Annotated in this window: 14 protein-coding genes; 7 read left to right on the top strand and 7 right to left on the bottom strand. The window is 41.0% G+C overall.

What is annotated here, in order from left to right; genetic code table 11:
- Positions 1 to 31: 31 nt before the first annotated feature.
- The 5 genes from ilvB to QZ574_RS01980 all read left to right on the top strand — a co-directional run bounded on the left by ilvB (position 32) and on the right by QZ574_RS01980 (position 7,113).
- Positions 32 to 1,729 carry a biosynthetic-type acetolactate synthase large subunit gene (gene ilvB, locus QZ574_RS02000; protein ID WP_297086248.1) on the top strand — a complete coding sequence of 566 codons (1,698 nt, stop codon included), beginning with the start codon at positions 32 to 34 and terminating at the stop codon, positions 1,727 to 1,729.
- 36 nt (positions 1,730 to 1,765) lie between these two features.
- Positions 1,766 to 2,308, top strand: a complete 543-nt coding sequence (ilvN, locus tag QZ574_RS01995; RefSeq protein ID WP_297086246.1) for an acetolactate synthase small subunit — start codon at positions 1,766 to 1,768, stop codon at positions 2,306 to 2,308.
- A 175-nt stretch (positions 2,309 to 2,483) separates the two neighbouring features.
- Complete coding sequence (ercA, locus tag QZ574_RS01990) at positions 2,484 to 3,638, top strand: alcohol dehydrogenase-like regulatory protein ErcA (RefSeq protein WP_297086244.1); 1,155 nt, start codon at positions 2,484 to 2,486, stop codon at positions 3,636 to 3,638.
- Complete coding sequence (locus tag QZ574_RS01985) at positions 3,628 to 4,935, top strand: ATP-binding protein (protein ID WP_297086242.1); 1,308 nt, start codon at positions 3,628 to 3,630, stop codon at positions 4,933 to 4,935. The genes ercA and QZ574_RS01985 overlap by 11 nt, the downstream gene beginning before the upstream one ends.
- A gap of 99 nt (positions 4,936 to 5,034) precedes the next feature.
- Positions 5,035 to 7,113 carry a TonB-dependent receptor gene (locus QZ574_RS01980; protein WP_297086241.1) on the top strand — a complete coding sequence of 693 codons (2,079 nt, stop codon included), beginning with the start codon at positions 5,035 to 5,037 and terminating at the stop codon, positions 7,111 to 7,113.
- Positions 7,114 to 7,153: 40 nt separating this feature from the next.
- Here the strand turns inward: QZ574_RS01980 and QZ574_RS01975 are convergent, their stop codons facing one another.
- Complete coding sequence (locus tag QZ574_RS01975; protein ID WP_297086239.1) at positions 7,154 to 9,061, bottom strand: OmpA family protein; 1,908 nt, start codon at positions 9,059 to 9,061, stop codon at positions 7,154 to 7,156.
- Between the two features lie 151 nt (positions 9,062 to 9,212).
- Between QZ574_RS01975 and QZ574_RS01970 the strand changes: the two genes are divergently transcribed.
- Positions 9,213 to 9,392, top strand: a complete 180-nt coding sequence (locus tag QZ574_RS01970; protein WP_297086236.1) for a hypothetical protein — start codon at positions 9,213 to 9,215, stop codon at positions 9,390 to 9,392.
- Between the two features lie 54 nt (positions 9,393 to 9,446).
- Here the strand turns inward: QZ574_RS01970 and QZ574_RS01965 are convergent, their stop codons facing one another.
- The 3 genes from QZ574_RS01965 to QZ574_RS01960 all read right to left on the bottom strand — a co-directional run bounded on the left by QZ574_RS01965 (position 9,447) and on the right by QZ574_RS01960 (position 10,909).
- The gene (locus QZ574_RS01965; protein WP_297086235.1) at positions 9,447 to 9,932 is read right to left on the bottom strand and encodes a PaaI family thioesterase; all 486 of its coding nucleotides are present in this window, start codon (positions 9,930 to 9,932) and stop codon (positions 9,447 to 9,449) included.
- Positions 9,933 to 9,981: 49 nt separating this feature from the next.
- Positions 9,982 to 10,029 (bottom strand): CRISPR-associated DxTHG motif protein, encoded by a 48-nt coding sequence (locus QZ574_RS19410; protein WP_363313385.1) that lies wholly within the window; start codon positions 10,027 to 10,029, stop codon positions 9,982 to 9,984.
- A gap of 61 nt (positions 10,030 to 10,090) precedes the next feature.
- Positions 10,091 to 10,909, bottom strand: coding sequence for a prohibitin family protein (locus QZ574_RS01960; protein ID WP_297086233.1), 819 nt, complete (start codon positions 10,907 to 10,909; stop codon positions 10,091 to 10,093).
- A 355-nt stretch (positions 10,910 to 11,264) separates the two neighbouring features.
- Here QZ574_RS01960 and QZ574_RS01955 point away from each other — a divergent pair, with 355 nt between their 5' ends.
- A complete protein-coding gene (locus tag QZ574_RS01955) occupies positions 11,265 to 12,389 on the top strand; it encodes a gamma-glutamyl-gamma-aminobutyrate hydrolase family protein (RefSeq protein WP_297086231.1) in 1,125 nt (374 codons plus the stop codon).
- 6 nt (positions 12,390 to 12,395) lie between these two features.
- Here QZ574_RS01955 and ovoA read toward each other — a convergent pair whose 3' ends face one another.
- The 3 genes from ovoA to QZ574_RS01940 all read right to left on the bottom strand — a co-directional run bounded on the left by ovoA (position 12,396) and on the right by QZ574_RS01940 (position 16,044).
- Entirely contained in the window at positions 12,396 to 14,495 is a 2,100-nt protein-coding gene (ovoA, locus tag QZ574_RS01950) for a 5-histidylcysteine sulfoxide synthase (RefSeq protein ID WP_297086229.1), read from the bottom strand.
- Positions 14,496 to 14,598: 103 nt separating this feature from the next.
- Positions 14,599 to 15,138 carry a GNAT family N-acetyltransferase gene (locus QZ574_RS01945; protein WP_297086227.1) on the bottom strand — a complete coding sequence of 180 codons (540 nt, stop codon included), beginning with the start codon at positions 15,136 to 15,138 and terminating at the stop codon, positions 14,599 to 14,601.
- 180 nt (positions 15,139 to 15,318) lie between these two features.
- Entirely contained in the window at positions 15,319 to 16,044 is a 726-nt protein-coding gene (locus QZ574_RS01940; RefSeq protein ID WP_297086225.1) for a helix-turn-helix domain-containing protein, read from the bottom strand.
- Between the last annotated feature and the right edge of the window lie 105 nt (positions 16,045 to 16,149).

Below are 16,149 nucleotides of genomic sequence, written 5' to 3'. Positions count from 1 at the left end.
GCACATAAAGCCGGCCTAAAAACAGACGAATATGACAGCAAAAAAAGTTACCGGTTCACAAGCATTAATCCTGTCGTTAATGGAAGAAGGAGTGGATACTATATTCGGGTATCCGGGCGGAGCAATAATGCCCGTTTACGATGCTTTGTATGATTTTGACAAAGAGGTAAAACATATATTAACCCGACACGAGCAGGGTGCTGTGCACGGCGCTCAGGGATATGCCCGCGTAACAGGCAAAGCAGGTATTTGCTTTGCAACCTCGGGCCCCGGAGCAACAAACCTGATGACGGGTATTGCTGATGCAATGATTGATTCTACCCCACTGGTATGCATAACCGGCCAGGTGGCTTCCCCACTGCTCGGAACAGATGCTTTTCAGGAATCCGACATTGTTGGGATGTCTATTCCGGTTACCAAGTGGAACTACCAGGTTACTACACCCGAAGAAATTCCGGAAGCCATAGCACAAGCTTTTTACATTGCCACCACAGGCCGTCCGGGACCGGTTTTAATCGACCTCACCAAAGATGCTCAGTTTGGAGAGTTGGATTTTAAATACGAGAAATGTACAAAAATCCGTAGTTATGTGCCCGAAACACACGTTGACCCACACGAGGTAAAAGCCGCTGCCGAATTAATTGATGCAGCAAAAAAACCCTTGATATTGTTTGGTCACGGAATTATAATAAGCCGTGCTGAAGAAGAATTAAAAAACTTTATTGAAAAAACAGGTATTCCGGCGGCCTGGACACTGATGGGACTTTCAGCCTTGCCTACCGAACACCCTTTAAATGTTGGGATGCTGGGAATGCATGGAAATTACGGCCCCAACAAACTTACCAACGAGGCCGATTTAATTATTGCTGTTGGGATGCGATTCGACGACCGTGTTACCGGAAAAGTAAGCGAGTATGCCAAAAATGCCAAAATAATTCACATAGAGATTGATCCGGCAGAAATTGACAAGATTATAAAAACAGATGTTAGTGTACTTGGTGATGCAAGAAAAGCACTAAAAATGCTTACCAACAACGTTCAGCCAAACAAGCACGAAGCATGGGTAAATGAGTTCAGGAAATGCGATGCCATTGAGAATGAAAAGGTTATTCAAAAAGACCTGTACCCCACAAAACCGGGCTTAACCATGGGTGAGGCAGTAAGAATAGCCTCTGAAAAAACAAACCATGAAGCTGTTTTGGTTACCGATGTTGGTCAGCACCAAATGATTGCTCAGCGCTATTTTAAGTTTAAAAATTCGCGTAGCAATGTAACATCCGGAGGTCTGGGAACAATGGGATTCTGTCTTCCGGCGGCAATGGGTGCACAACTGGGAGCCCCCGACAGAACAGTTGTTGCTATGGTTGGCGACGGAGGTTTCCAAATGACAATTCAGGAATTGGGTACCATTGCCCAAAACAAACTTCCGGTTAAAATAATGCTGCTTAACAATAACTTCCTCGGGATGGTAAGACAGTGGCAACAATTGTTTTTTGAAAAACGATATTCGTTTACCGAACTACATAACCCCGATTTTATTACCATTGGTAAAGGATTTGGAATTGAAGGCCACACCGTAGATAAACGCGAAGATCTGGAATCGAGCATTCAAAAAATGATCGACCATGACGGGCCGTACTTGCTTGAAATTAAAATTGAAAAAGAAGACAATGTATTCCCGATGGTTCCAACGGGTGCATCTGTTTCTGATGTAATTTTAGAGCCTTAATAAATTCGAGAATTGTAAACGCTAAAAGTTGAACAAATGAGACAAGAATATATAATATCGGTTTATTCAGAAAACCACATTGGATTGCTAACACGAATTACCAACGTTTTTACACGTCGGAAAACAAACATCGACAGCCTTACCGTATCCGAGTCGGCCATACAAGGCATTTATAAATTTACCATTGTGGTGCAATGTACCCAGGCCATGGCTATTAAACTTGTTGGCCAGATTGAAAAACAAATTGACGTATTAAAAGCTTTTTACCACACCAACGACGAGATGATTTTTCAGGAAATTGCCTTGTATAAAGTACCTATTGAGCCCATTTACGAAAGCGACACTATTGAAACAATCGTTCGGCGCGCAGGAGCAAAAATTCTGGAGATTACAAAAGACTATGTGGTAATTGAAAAAACCGGCCACAAAGAAGATACACAGGCACTTTTCGAAGAACTGAATCAATTTAAAGTAATGCAGTTTATCCGTTCCGGACGAGTTGCAATTACCCGAGATCCGATTGAAAGGTTATCGGAGTTTTTAAAAGAACGCGATGCCTTCCTCACCAGTTTAGATTAACCATAAATAAGTTGTAACTACCGGCCCGTCAGTAATCCTGACGGGCTTTTTTATTCACAAAAATTACCTCTACACAAATTATTAAAATAAAGATTATTTATCCTCAACCAGAAGCAACGTTGTTTATTCGTTCAATATTTTGCATATTTACACAATCAACCAGGACCTAAAAAAAATGAACGTTCCGTTGCGCAAATGCCTTATCCCTGAATTTATTCTTGGTGATGGCGCCATCAAGCTCGCAAGCCGTTATGTTAATTTCTTCAGCCCAAAAAAAGTTTTAGTTGTTACCGACAAAGGTTTAAGGGAAACAAAGCTGGTTTCAAAAATTGAAAAACAATTTACTGAAAACAAAGTAGCCTATTGCATTTTTGATCATGTTTCTCCAAACCCGCGCGACCACGAGGTAATGGAAGGTGCGCAAATGTACAGGAAGGAAAACTGTAATGTAATTCTGGCAATAGGCGGTGGAAGTGCAATGGATGCAGCAAAAGGCATTGGCATTGTTAGTACCAATTTTAATGCTATCGAAAGGTTTGAAGGCGTTGATAAAATTGCCGACCCCATGCCTCCATTGGTATGTATTCCAACCACTGCCGGAACCTCAGCCGATATTTCGCAATTCGCTATAATTCTTAACTCCAGCGAAAAGACCAAAATGGCGATTATTAGTAAAACTGTTGTACCCGACACTTCGCTCATCGATGCAGAAACCACCTTAACAATGAATGCGGAATTAACTGCTGCAACCGGTATCGATGCCATGGTACATGCTTTTGAAGCCTATGCTTCATCAGCCAGTTCGGCCATTACGGATATGAACGCGCTGGAAGCCATCCGACTGATAAAAAAATATTTACCACTTACCTTAAAATCACCCGACAACCTGAAATACCGCAACAAAATGATGTTGGCCAGCTTACTTGCAGGTATTGCTTTTTCCAACGCCAGCCTGGGACTGGTGCATGCCATGGCACATGCCCTGGGCGGGCTTAAAGATGCTGCTCATGGTATTTGCAACGCAATTCTTTTAGACCATGTGGTAGATTTTAATTACGATGCTGTACCCAATAAATACATTGAAATTGCTAAGGCAATGGATTTAAACCTGATTCATACCAGTACTGAAAGAGGTAAAGCCCTGCTGGTAGAAACAATCCAGGAGTTTAAGTATGCCTGCGGAATACGAGAAGGTTTAAATCAAATTGGCATTCACGATGCGGATATCCCTCATCTTGCCAAAAAAGCATTTAATGATGCGTGCATTGTTACCAATCCACGAGATGCAGAAATAGCTGATATTCAAAACATATTTAGGAATGCCCGGTAAGAAAAAATCAGAGATTCGAAACAGGATAATCGGACTTGGCGAGAACTCCCACAAAAAAAGCTACTACCCGCAATTACTCGATCAGCTGGAAGAAGTTAAACGGCAGCGCGATGCATTGGAGAATAAAACCAAAGAGCTCCAGGACCTGCTGGTGCAATTATCAGAAGCTAAAGAAAAGGCGGAAGAATCAGAGCGATTAAAATCTGCTTTTCTGGCTAACATGAGTCATGAAATCAGGACTCCCATGAACGGAATTCTGGGATTTACCGATCTTTTAAGAGATGCTCAGCTACCCGAAGATCAAAGACAGCATTTTCTGGGCATAATTCAGCAAAGCGGAGAACGAATGCTAAATACCATTAACGACATTATCGATATCTCAAAAATTGATGCCGGACAAATGGAAATTCATTTATCTGAATTTAAAATTTATAAAGAAATCGAATCGTTGCTGGAGTTTTTTCGTCCTCAGGCCTATGCTAAAAACCTTGAGCTAAATACCTTTAACAAGCTTAGTGCCAATGAAGATATTTTGATTACCGATGCGACCAAATTTAACTCAATCTTCTCTAACTTAGTAAAAAACGCCATAAAATATACCGAAAGAGGAAGAATTGAAATAGGCTGTGAGAGAAAGGAGAATTCTTTTTTCTGCTATGTAAAAGACTCGGGGGCAGGTATACCTGAAAACCGAAAAAAGGCGATTTTCGAACGATTTATACAGGGCGACATTTACGATCGGAAAGCACTCGAAGGATCAGGATTAGGCTTAGCTATCGCCCAATCGTATGCCGAAATGTTGGGTGGAAAAATATGGTTGGAATCTACTGAAGGAAAAGGATCTACCTTCTTCTTTCAAATCCCCTGGAACACACCGGCACAAGATACAAACGCTCAAAAAAAACAAAATATTGGCAACAAGGAGCAGCTTCCAAACGATATAAAACTGCTGATTGTTGAAGACGACCAGGTTAATACGTTATTTTTATCGATATTTTTAAAACCCTTCTGTAGCGATATTTTGACTGTAAACGGAGGAATTCAGGCCGTTGAAACAATGCGTAAAAATCCGAATATCAACCTGGTTCTGATGGATATTAAAATGCCAGACATGGATGGATACGAAGCTACCCGGGAAATTAGAAAATTTAATACCGATGTAGTTATAATTGCCCAAACAGCTTTTGCTTTGCAAGGCGACAGATCAACAGCTTTGCAAGCGGGGTTAAACGATTACATTACCAAGCCAATAATTAAAGACAAACTATTTGCCTGTATTGCAAAACAACTAAAATAATTTGCTTAAAAAAGTATCACTGATTCTGCACAATACAATCCCCTGATAAAATTCACGACTTTTCATTAACTTTGATTTAGAAACAGAAAACCGTTTTATATGAAAACAAAATGGCTTATCGTTTTTGCCTTCTTGGCATTTCTATGTTTGTGGCATACAAAATATGCTTTGGCGCAATTACCTTTCACCCGGCAAGACACAACCCTTATCAGCGATGAAATTGAAGAAATTACAATTACTGCCTTTCGTTCGCCCTACAATATTTTTAATACTCCAGCGCCTGTAAATCTTATTATTAACGAACAGTTAGAATCGGGAGATGCACTAACACCAATTAATGCATTAAACCGTATTCCCGGCATTTTAATGCACCACGGCACATTTAACACCAACCGTCTTACCATCCGCGGAATAGGCTCGCGTACACCCTACGGCACCAATAAAATTAAAGCCTACTTTGGCGAGATCCCGCTTACCACCGGCGATGGCGAGACCATTTTGGAAGACCTTGAAAATTCGGCGATTCAACGTGTTGAAATCATAAAAGGCCCGTCATCAAGTTTATACGGCGCCGGATTGGCCGGGGTCTTACTTTTTCATCCGAAGACAGTGCTGAAGGATTTTGTTCAGAACCAAAGTACACTGGCCTCGTTTGGCACCTATAAAAACACGCTGACGGCAGGTATTAGCAACAATAAATTAAAAATATATGCGTTAGGTTCGCTTTTATCAAGCGATGGTTATCGGGATAATAACTCAACCACTCGTGCAAATATATTGCTCAACTCTGTTTATAATTTTTCTGAAAAATCGAACCTCCAGTTTTTGGCCAAAGCCACCAAAATGAAGGCTTATATTCCCAGCTCGCTCGACTTTGACACCTACCTGAACAGCCCCGAAAGCGCTGCTGCAAACTGGTCTGCTGTTAAAGGATACGAAGATTACACCAACTCGCAGCTTGGAATATCTTTTAACCGTTTTACGCTTAACGATGGAAAAATATCGGTTGGAATGTTTGGCAGTATGCGTAATCTTGATGAATTGCGCCCTTTTAACCGCCTAAAAGAATCATCTGATTATATTGGTTGGAGAGCCTATATTCAAAAAGTAGTTGCAACTGAAGCGTTTAGAGTGGTAATGACCTCGGGGCTTGAAATGTTTCGTGAAAATTACAACTGGCAAACCTACAATAACGACAACAACCAATTGCTTTCTGATAACAATGAAAAACGCCAGTACGAGAATCTTTTTCTTCAGCTTGAATCGAATATTAAAGACAGGATTTACATATCAGCAGGCCTGAACGGCAACCTCACCCGCTTTAAATACAACGATCACTTTCACGAAAACGGTGATCAGTCGGGGAAGCGAAGTTATAAGCCGGTTTTATCACCACGACTTGGTGTAAATTTGTTGCTCAGCAACGAATGCTCTGTTTTCGGAAATGTGAGTCATGGTTTTTCGACCCCCACTTTTGAAGAAACGTTGTTGCCTGAAGGGGAAATAAACCCCGACATTAAACCCGAGTCGGGCTGGAGTTTTGAAACGGGTTTCAGAACACAGTTTACCAACCGCTTTAAGCTATCGGCAAGTTATTACCGCATATATGTTGACAACCTGTTGGTGGCCCACCGTACGGGCGAAGATGCCTATATTGGAGTAAATGCCGGTCAATCAGTACACCCGGGGGTTGAAGCAGAATTTACGTGGGTAACAATCAGGCACAATAAAGCTGCCCTGCTAACCCTGTTTGGCAGTACCACCCTTTCCAATTATCATTTTAGCGATTTTGTAAATCTCGGAAACGATTACTCGGGCAAATTACTGCCCGGAACTGCCAAAGAAACCTTTAACCTGGGTGCCAGTTTGGTACCGCTTAAAAACTTTACCATAAATGCCTGGTACCGCTACAATGGAGAAATGCCGGTAAATGATGCTAACACCACCTTTTCTGACGCCTTCGGACTAACAAGTACAGAACTTCGCTATCAGGCTAAAAAAGGAAACTTTAAATTTGATGTGCGTGGAGGAATCCAAAATATTTTCGACATTCATTACACATCAATGCTGGCGGTAAATGCTCCCTCATTTGGTGGCAATCCTCCGCGCTATTATTATCCCGGAAATCCAAGAAATTTTTATATCAGCCTGTTAATTGGTTTTTCCGCACAACAGTAAGCAAGTAAAAGATGGCTTTGCTCGGAACACCTTAACTTGCTTATTTTGCAATAATCTTTATGGTAGTTCTACGGTTTAACCGTCGCCCTTCAACCGTTTCGTTGGTAGCCACGGGGCGCGTATCGCCATAACCTTCCGACTGCAAACGATTTTCCCCTACTCCATTCTCAGCCAGGTAATCAACAACCGATTTGGCCCTTAGTTTTGATAGCTCCAGGTTACTTTCAGGCTTACCCGAGCTGTCGGTGTGTCCCTGAATCTCTACGCGTAATTTGTTATTATTTTGTAAAAAAGCCACTAATTTTTGTAACTCCGGTTCCGATTCGGCAAGTATGGCAAAAGAGTCGGTTTCGTAATAAATATTGTAAAGGTCCATTTCGGCTCCCACTTCAATTGGTTCCAGCTTAATATTTAAAATAAACGGATCGGTTAATGAATTGGCATCGGCCAGGCGCATGGCATACGAATAAAACATAAACCCTTCTTCTGAAACGTTAAATGCATAATTTCGGCCAACCGGTAAGGCCAGCATAATTTCGCCGTTTATATCTGCTTTTTCAATACGAGGTTCAGCAAGAGATGAATTTAAGTTTACTAATTCAATATCGGCCATAACAGGCTGGGCAGTGGTTTTATTGCTAACTTTTGCCTTAATGTAGGTTACTGCGCGTGGCTGTAGCCCCCGGTCCAGATTAAACGAAAAAATATCCAGGCCATTGTCCGATTCCCTGGCCGACGAAAAATAGGCGATATCACCAATGGAGCTGATGGTTAATCCCAGGTCATCTTTGTGCGTATTTATTGGATACCCCATGTTTTTCAACTCGGCAACCTGTCCATTTTCGCTTATGGTAGCTGTAAATAAATCCAGTCCGCCCATGCCAACATGAGTATCTGAGGCAAAATAAAAATTGTGATTATTGGCATGTATAAAAGGCGAAATCTCGTCGCCCGATGTATTTAAGGCCTCCAGGTTTTCGGGTGTCCCCCAGTTGGGTAATCCCGTTGCGGTAAAACCGTTAAAAGCAATTCGCCAGATATCTTTTTTTCCCTTACCGCCTTTTCGGTTACTCGAAAAATAGAGGTATTTGTTATCAGACGAAAGTGAAGGTTGCCCCTCCCATGATGTGGTATTTAATGGAGCTCCTGCGTTTTGGGGTTCGCTCCATTTTCCGTTTATCAGGCGCGAAAAATAAATATCACAGCTTCCCATTCCATCGTTTCGGTTGCAGGCTGTAAAAAACAAAATCTTCGCATCGGCCGATAAGGTTTGTGCCCCTTCGTTATCATCGGTATTAACTGCACTTATGGGCAAGGCATTCTCCCAGTTAAACGAATCAAGCTCGGCCATAAAAAAATCTTCCTGAGGCCTTCCACTGCTCTTCATTAAGCGGGTAAATACCAAGTGTTTTCCATCAAGTGTTGGCGTGGGCCAGTACTCATCGTTAGGCGTGTTAATTTGTTCGCCCAGGTTGGTGGGTTCAAAATCTACCGGATTCTGAATGCTGTTTATTGCAAAACGGCAACTGGCAATTTTACAGGCCAACAAAAACTGTCTTTTCTCGGGAATAGTTTTATTCTCTTTATATTTTTCGTAAAAACTAAGTGCCTCTGAATACATTCCGAGTTTATAAAATGCCTCACCCAATCTAAAATCAATCAGGGGATTATCATCCAGGTCAACCGCTTTGGACAAATGCTTAATTTCCAGACGTGTTGAATCCATTTCCTTATAAATTTCGGCAAGCAATAAATGTGCCTGGGCATAATTGGCATCCTTTTGCAAAATCTGGGTTCCTGTTTTAATGGCCTCCGAATAACGGTTAGCGGCATAATCATTTCGGGCCTCTTCAAAAAGTTTATCCAAACGTTTATTCTCCTGGGCCAATATTCCTTCCGAAATCAGGGTACAAACAACTACAAAAAACAGAATTTTTAAACTCTTCATTGATAACATATTATAAAATCTTCCGTACAAAATAACAATGTGCTAAAAATAATAAACGATTGCTTTGTTTTATTTATTTTTTTTCTATTTTTCCTGCATTAAATAGTAATGCTAACAATTTAAATAATAACAACATTGGTTTGCTGACGTGATGAAAAAGAAAGTAAACAAAAACCGTTTCCCCGATCTGGACAAATTTGACAGAAAACAAAAAAACCACGGTAGTTCGTGGCAAAAAGGTTCCAAACAAAAACCATCCATTTACGATGCTTTTGATGAAGAAGACGAGGATGAGTCTTATTTATCCTACAGCGACGAAGAGGAAGAATAAATTAATCCAACACATATCAAAACACCCAATTTCTGACTGACAGTGGCAGCAGAATTATTTTTCGTAAAAGGCTTCTACTCCGGGATACTGGTAGCGTGCTTTGGCAATTTTCTCCGGAAAAACAAAATACGAAACATCAGCTTTCGCGCACTCCTCGCCTTCGCCATCGTATAATGTGGCACTGATTTTTGCGATACGTCCTTCAAAAGACTCCAAACGACCACGAACAGTTAGTTCTCCTTTCGATACTTTCACCGGTTTCAGATAACGCACCTGCAAATCGCGGGTAACGCCAGTGGTGTGTAATTTTAGCATAACCACCCAGCCACCTATTTCATCAAGTAAGGTAGCCTGAATTCCGCCATGCAATACACCAATCCAACCTTCATAACACCTTTCCGGGTTCCACTTGGTCACAATTTCTTCGCAATCTTCCCAAAACTCGAGATGCAAACCTCCGCTGTTATATGGCGAGCAGGCAAAGCAGTTGTACTCGCCAATGTTTTTAGGATCTTTCCAGGGATTTTTGATTTTTTTCATAATACTGTTTATTGTGTGATGTTCTCGCTCCGTTTATTGCCACTGCCAATTAATAGTGAAAAAGGAATTCGAACATGTTGAATGAATGGGTTACAATTTATTTGAACCAAAACGAGCCGGTATTACCAGCTCGCTTTTTATTATTTATGCTATTAAAACTAATTATTTCCCAAGATAAGTGGTAGCCCGTCTTTTCCACTTCCGATAACAACCACTTTTGCGTTAGACGATTCTGCCAATGATGTTGTGGCTTCAATACCACGTTGTTGTAAAATACGGTCGGTTAAACTTGCATTTATAATCCGGTTGTAATTGGCAATACCTTCTGCCTCAATACGACGTCTTTCAGCTTCCGACTCTTCGCGTTTCAGCCGGAACTCGTAGGCCAATGCCTCTTGTTCTTGTTGCAGTTTGTTTTCAATTGCAGCCTTAATTTGAGCTGGCAGGTTAATCGAACGGATTAACAAGGCACGCATATCAATAAAATTTTCACTAAGTACTTCCCTGGTTTCTGTAATTATTGATTGTTCCACCTCGGCACGTTTTGTCGAATATATTTCTTCGGCTGTATACCTACCGGCTACCTGACGTACAGAAGAGCGAACTTCAGGAATGACCAATACATTGATATAATTTACCCCAAACTGTTCGTGCAGAAAACCAATATTTTGAAACGATGGGTTAAAACGAACGGTAACATCAACGTTTACCGAAAGCCCGTTTTTATCCAGTACATCCATGGTTTCGTCGCGCTGCTGTTCGCGCACATTGTATACTTCCAGCTCATTCCATGGCGCAATTATATGGAAGCCTTCGCCGTAAATATTCTCTTTATCCAACCCGGAGGTATAGGGTTTAAAAATTACAGCTTTCTCACCGGGTTTTAATATTTTAAACATGCGGCCACCAAACAGCAGCAAAACAATTAAAACAATTGCACCCAGTACTAAATAAGATGATTTAAAGTTAAAATTCATAATAGTATTTCTTTTTTCGATTAAACAAATGTACAAAGTTTAAGTTTTGTGGAACTTAAAATTATGTTTTTTTAATTTGTTGCAGTGCATTGTATTGTTTTAAACAATATTATAATTTTGAGAGAACAGCAATATACTAAACAAGATGGGTGCACCATGAATAATGGCTCAGTGGTTACACGTCATCGTGACATTTATAAATAAACAACTCAAAACAAATGAAAGGATCATGGTCTAAGGAACACAAAAGGACATGAATAAATTAATTATGCGAGTTCCACGGGTATCGACCAGCAAATATTAAACTGACATTATATATATTTGAAATACAAAATATTAACTTAATTATATTCAAGTGAAAAAGCTTCTCACTCTCCTCTTTAGCCTGATTATAACGACAAGTGCATTTGCCCAGGCGTTTTTTAATACCGAGTTTAACAAACGTAAGCAGTACATTATTCTTTGCGACCCTACCATACAACGAATAAAAACCATTCAGTACCTTACTGATGCCAACCTTTTTGACGTTAAAAACAAAGTAAGATTTGTGGGCGTTTATTTTGAAGACCAAAAATATGATTTTGAAGCCACCAAAAATTACATTGAGGAGAATAAACTTGATAATTTTTACCTGCACGAAATTAAAGGCGAACTGAATACCGAAAGCGTTTACCGCGAAAACGACATTAGCGACGACCTGGCAACGGTTTTTAAACACTCGATTGGCGTAATATTTTTTGGAGGCCCTGATATTCAACCGGAACTTTATGGTGAAGAGAACACCCTGTCGGTAGTTACCGACCCCGAACGGCACCTCTACGAATGTTCGTTTATGTTTCACCTGCTTGGAGGGTTACAAAACACTGATTTTAAAGCTTTTTTAGAGCAACGCCCCGACTATGTGGTTACCGGATTTTGTTTGGGAATGCAAACCATGAATGTGGCTACCGGCGGCACACTTATTCAGGATATACCTGCAGAAAGATACGACGCTTTTACACCCGAAGAAACGGTAGGAATTGGCCGCACCAACCTGCACCGTAATTACTGGCATAAAATTAAAGACGATTCTTTGTTTATGTTTGGCAATCTGCATACCATTAATTTTACCGACCATCCGTTTTTTGGGCAAGCGGTAAAAGTATCAAAACGAAGTACTCCCCGAATCTACAGCAGTCATCATCAGGCGGCCGAAAAAATTGGAAAGGACCTGGAAGTAACTGCCCTTTCGCCCGATGGCAAAATTATTGAAGGGCTGGCACACCATAAATACAAAAATGTTTTTGCGGTTCAGTTTCACCCCGAAATTCCGGCGCTGTACGAGGAGATGTACCGGCGAAAATTTCACCCCGATGATGAAGCCCAAAGCTACAAGGATATCATTGGCAAGCAAGGCCTTCGTTTTCACGAAGCATACTGGCGCACCATTTCAGACGCTTTTAAATCGGTAAAAAAGAAGAAGTACAAAAAGGCCAACTAAGTCGCTTCAGCGCTTTTTCCAAACCGATATTTCGGGTACTGAAACCTGATACTTACGCGAAGATAAAGGGTAGGCAGCATGCAAGTTCTTTGGCGGCGCAACAAGCTCAAAATTACGCTCAAGCAAAGTGCTTATCCCTTCAAAAGAAGTAAGCGGTTCTCCGTCTTTTTTAAATCCTCCGGGCCAGTGTTCACGTTTAACAGGATTGCTTTCCCAATCGTATGTTGTGGCAAGAATCAGTATTCCGTTAGTATTTAACCGCTCGTGAATTGTTGATAAAAAACGATCGGGAGCATACAGTTCTTCCAACAGGTTAACGGCCAGAATAACATCGTAACCCGAATAAATGGTTTTTAAATTATTGGCATCGGCCTGCATAAACTGCAGGTTATCGGTTTTAGCAAGTCCCAAATCTTTTAATTGCACATCCCGATAAAACAACAGTTCGCCTTCATCTTTTGTGATGTAACGAATAAAGCCCTGTTCCTTCATTTGAATGGGCAAACGAATAAAACGCGCTGAAAAATCGATCCCGGTAATTTCCTGAAACGAAGTAGCCAGTTCGAAAACCGTTCTGCCGGTATCGCAATTTAAATCCAATAGTTTCTTATCGGCTTTGGTTCCTGCATATTTTTTACAAATTTCGGCTATCTGCTTCGGGAAGTTTTTAAAACCGGCAATCGTTTGTCCGTAGTTAAATTCACACGATTGGGTTACTTCCTGGTCGGTTTCGTACGAATCGTTTCTAATGAGCAGTGGTTTTTCAGCTTCCACCAATCGAAAACCTGCATGCTGATAAAAATGCCGCCGAAAAGCGTAGCGTGCGTGCCAGGTGGCTTCGTTTCCGGTTGAAATCCATGATCCGCCTTTTATCAGGTTGTGTTTACCATCAAAAGTTGGTGTTGAAAAATCGTCGTACATGGGGTGCACTTTAAACCCCGGAAAACCGGTTACCGGTGTTTCGGTCCACTGCCACACATTACCAATTACATCATAAAAATCGCCGCTTTTAAATTGATTTACCGGACAAGGTGAAACAAATTTTGCCAGCGCAATATTGGCGTCCTGCTCATGAAAACTTTCATCAGTAATTCCACACTGCTGCGCCAGGTAATACCACTCCGCCTCGGTTGGCAAGCGGTAGCTTTTTCCCTCCTTCTTGCTTTTCCAGTTGGCATAAGCTTTGGCCTCGAGGTAGTTTAGCTCTACCGGCCAGTTCCAGGGCATCTTAATTTCCTGATCGACCAAACGTAAAAAATACTCGTCATTTGTTTTTCGCCAAAACCGCGGAAACGCTGCTTGCTCATAATTTTTCCATTGCCAGCCCTCTGTAGTCCAGAATTCTTCCGTTTGGTAACCACCATCGGCAATAAACTGTAAAAATTCGCCATTTGAAACGAGGTATTGCGAAGCTTTAAAGTCATCAACCCTAACTTTGTACCGGCCATATTCCATGTCCCAACCGTAAAACCGATGCTGCTGTGGTTTACCCAAAAGCACTTCCCCTCCGCTTAGGGGCAACATACTATTTTCAGGAGCTTCTCCACGTTCTGCCAACGTAAGGTCAAAAATATCGGGTGTAATAAGTTCAAGCGGCAGCTGACGAATTAACACCGAAGAAGTTTCGATATGAATACGTTCGTGCTCTATCCCCATCATTATTATCCAGAATGGGTTTTCCCAATTCACCGGCAATTCCAATGGCGTATTATCAATTACATCAAGTACTACATTTTTAACTTTTTGCCTGTATGCATCAACCTCATCAAGCGATGGCCAGTCGTAATTACTTTCATCCAGGTCGTCCCAGCTCATTTCATCCACACCAATGGCAAATATCGATTCAAAACGCGGATTAATACGGGTATCAATAATTTTTGCCAGAATAAGTTTATTGATAAAGAAAACGGCCGTGTGACCATAGTAAAATATAAGCGGATGCCGCAAAGTATCGGCCCGGCGATAAAAGGCTTTTTCTGTCTTTAAAAAAGTATAAAGTTGCTCATCAAGGGCATAGGTTTTTAAAAAATAGTCGCGGATTTCGGCCCGTTTTTGTTCGGGATTACCATCCAAAAGATTGGTTGTTGGCGTATAAAGCGTAGTCATATTTATCAATTTTATAGCTGATTCGAGTAAGCATAAATATAGGTAGTCTGATGAAATGTAGGAAGTGAAACAGCTCTAAATTATCTGAAAATTATTAATGGGTTCATCCTTCCAATTTTTTGTGCAGGTATACTTTTTTAAAATCGAACATCCCGCTTTTATCGGCAAGTAACTTGGCTTGAACAATGGATGCGCATGGCTTAAATCCAACTTTTTTGTACAAGCCTAAAGCTGTTTCGTTTTCTATCCAAACCCGAATAAAGGCATCGGTATAAAGCTGTCTGTCCACTGTCTCAAAAAAGTAGTTCAACATTTTTTTGCCTATTCCTTTTCCTTGCTGTGTTTTTTCCACCATCATTTCGGCCACATAAACCGAACGTTTTATATTAAAGTTGTCGGCAATTTCAGCGGGGAGCAATTTATCAAAATGTAGTGGCGTTAACAAAAGGGCTCCAAGCAATTGCTCTTCGTCCAAAACCAGTATTCCGTACCCCTCCCTGAATATCATTTTCAGATAAGCCGAGGTTTCATCTACACTGTTATATTGAAAGCTTTTTCCTTTTGAAAAGGTAGCAATATAAAGGCCGACCAATTGGCTCCAATATTTAGCAGAATCATCGGCGCGAATAATTAAAGTCGTCATGTTAAAGTATTCGTTTTTGCCAATACAAACACACAAACTACACAAGGGTTTGGGCTAAGCAGCTATTTTTTTCACCACTTCAACATTTCGCTCAACACGTCAATTTCGATACCGACTCGAATTACCGGGCAAATTTTAACCGGACGATACCAGGTTACCACGCATGATAAAAAAGGATTGTTAATAAAGTAACACATCAATATCATTCACAATCATCCATTTTTTGTTACTGCGCTGCCAATGTTGAATATTTATTGTTCGGATAAATTGCCCGTTGGATAGTTGCGATGTGGTGAGACTCTTCTCTATTGCCACATCGCCACTTACATGTAGCGAAATTAAATCGATTGCTGTTAACTTAAAGGCTTCTGCATCAACGGCTTTTTGTATGGCTTTGCTTATTTCCTCCTTACCGCAGTACGCCGGATGACCGTTACGATAGAAACAGGCATCGCTTGCATAATCGTTCATTAACTGCTTAACCTGCCCCGAATTAAACCACTTTATACTGTTCGTATTCTGCTCTTGAACCACAACACGGAGTGCCTGCTCGCTTTTATTTACACTCCTAAAATTAAACATAAATACGCCAAGGAATACAATTAAGAGGGTTGATGATAAAATGCTGACTTTTTTCATGGTATGTTTTTTTAAGTTGATAATGTCGGCTACATTCCGAACAAAAAGCAGCAATGCCCCCGGTAATTTTGCAGAAACGCCGTTAAAGTTATAATCCAGCACTTCGGAAAGCACATTTAAGGTGTAAGCCCTTGGCCTTACTTCGCCGGCTTCAATACGTTGCAGGGTACGCACATTCAGCTTACATTTTTCTACCAGTTCTTCCTGGGTTAATCCTTTTAGTTTTCGGAGTTCGGCAATTTTTTTGCCCAATTCTGGTTGCTGCATGGTCTTTTTGTTTGTAAGAACAAGTTATCAACTTAGGCTGTTTTTCACCGTAAAAACTTCGCGACTTATGCACGGCAATTCCCCGACATTTGTTTGCAAAGCTTT

This window comes from uncultured Draconibacterium sp., from assembly GCF_913063105.1.
In the GTDB taxonomy this organism is placed as follows: Bacteria; Bacteroidota; Bacteroidia; order Bacteroidales; family Prolixibacteraceae; genus Draconibacterium.
This window is presented reverse-complemented; position numbering and strand designations above follow the sequence as displayed.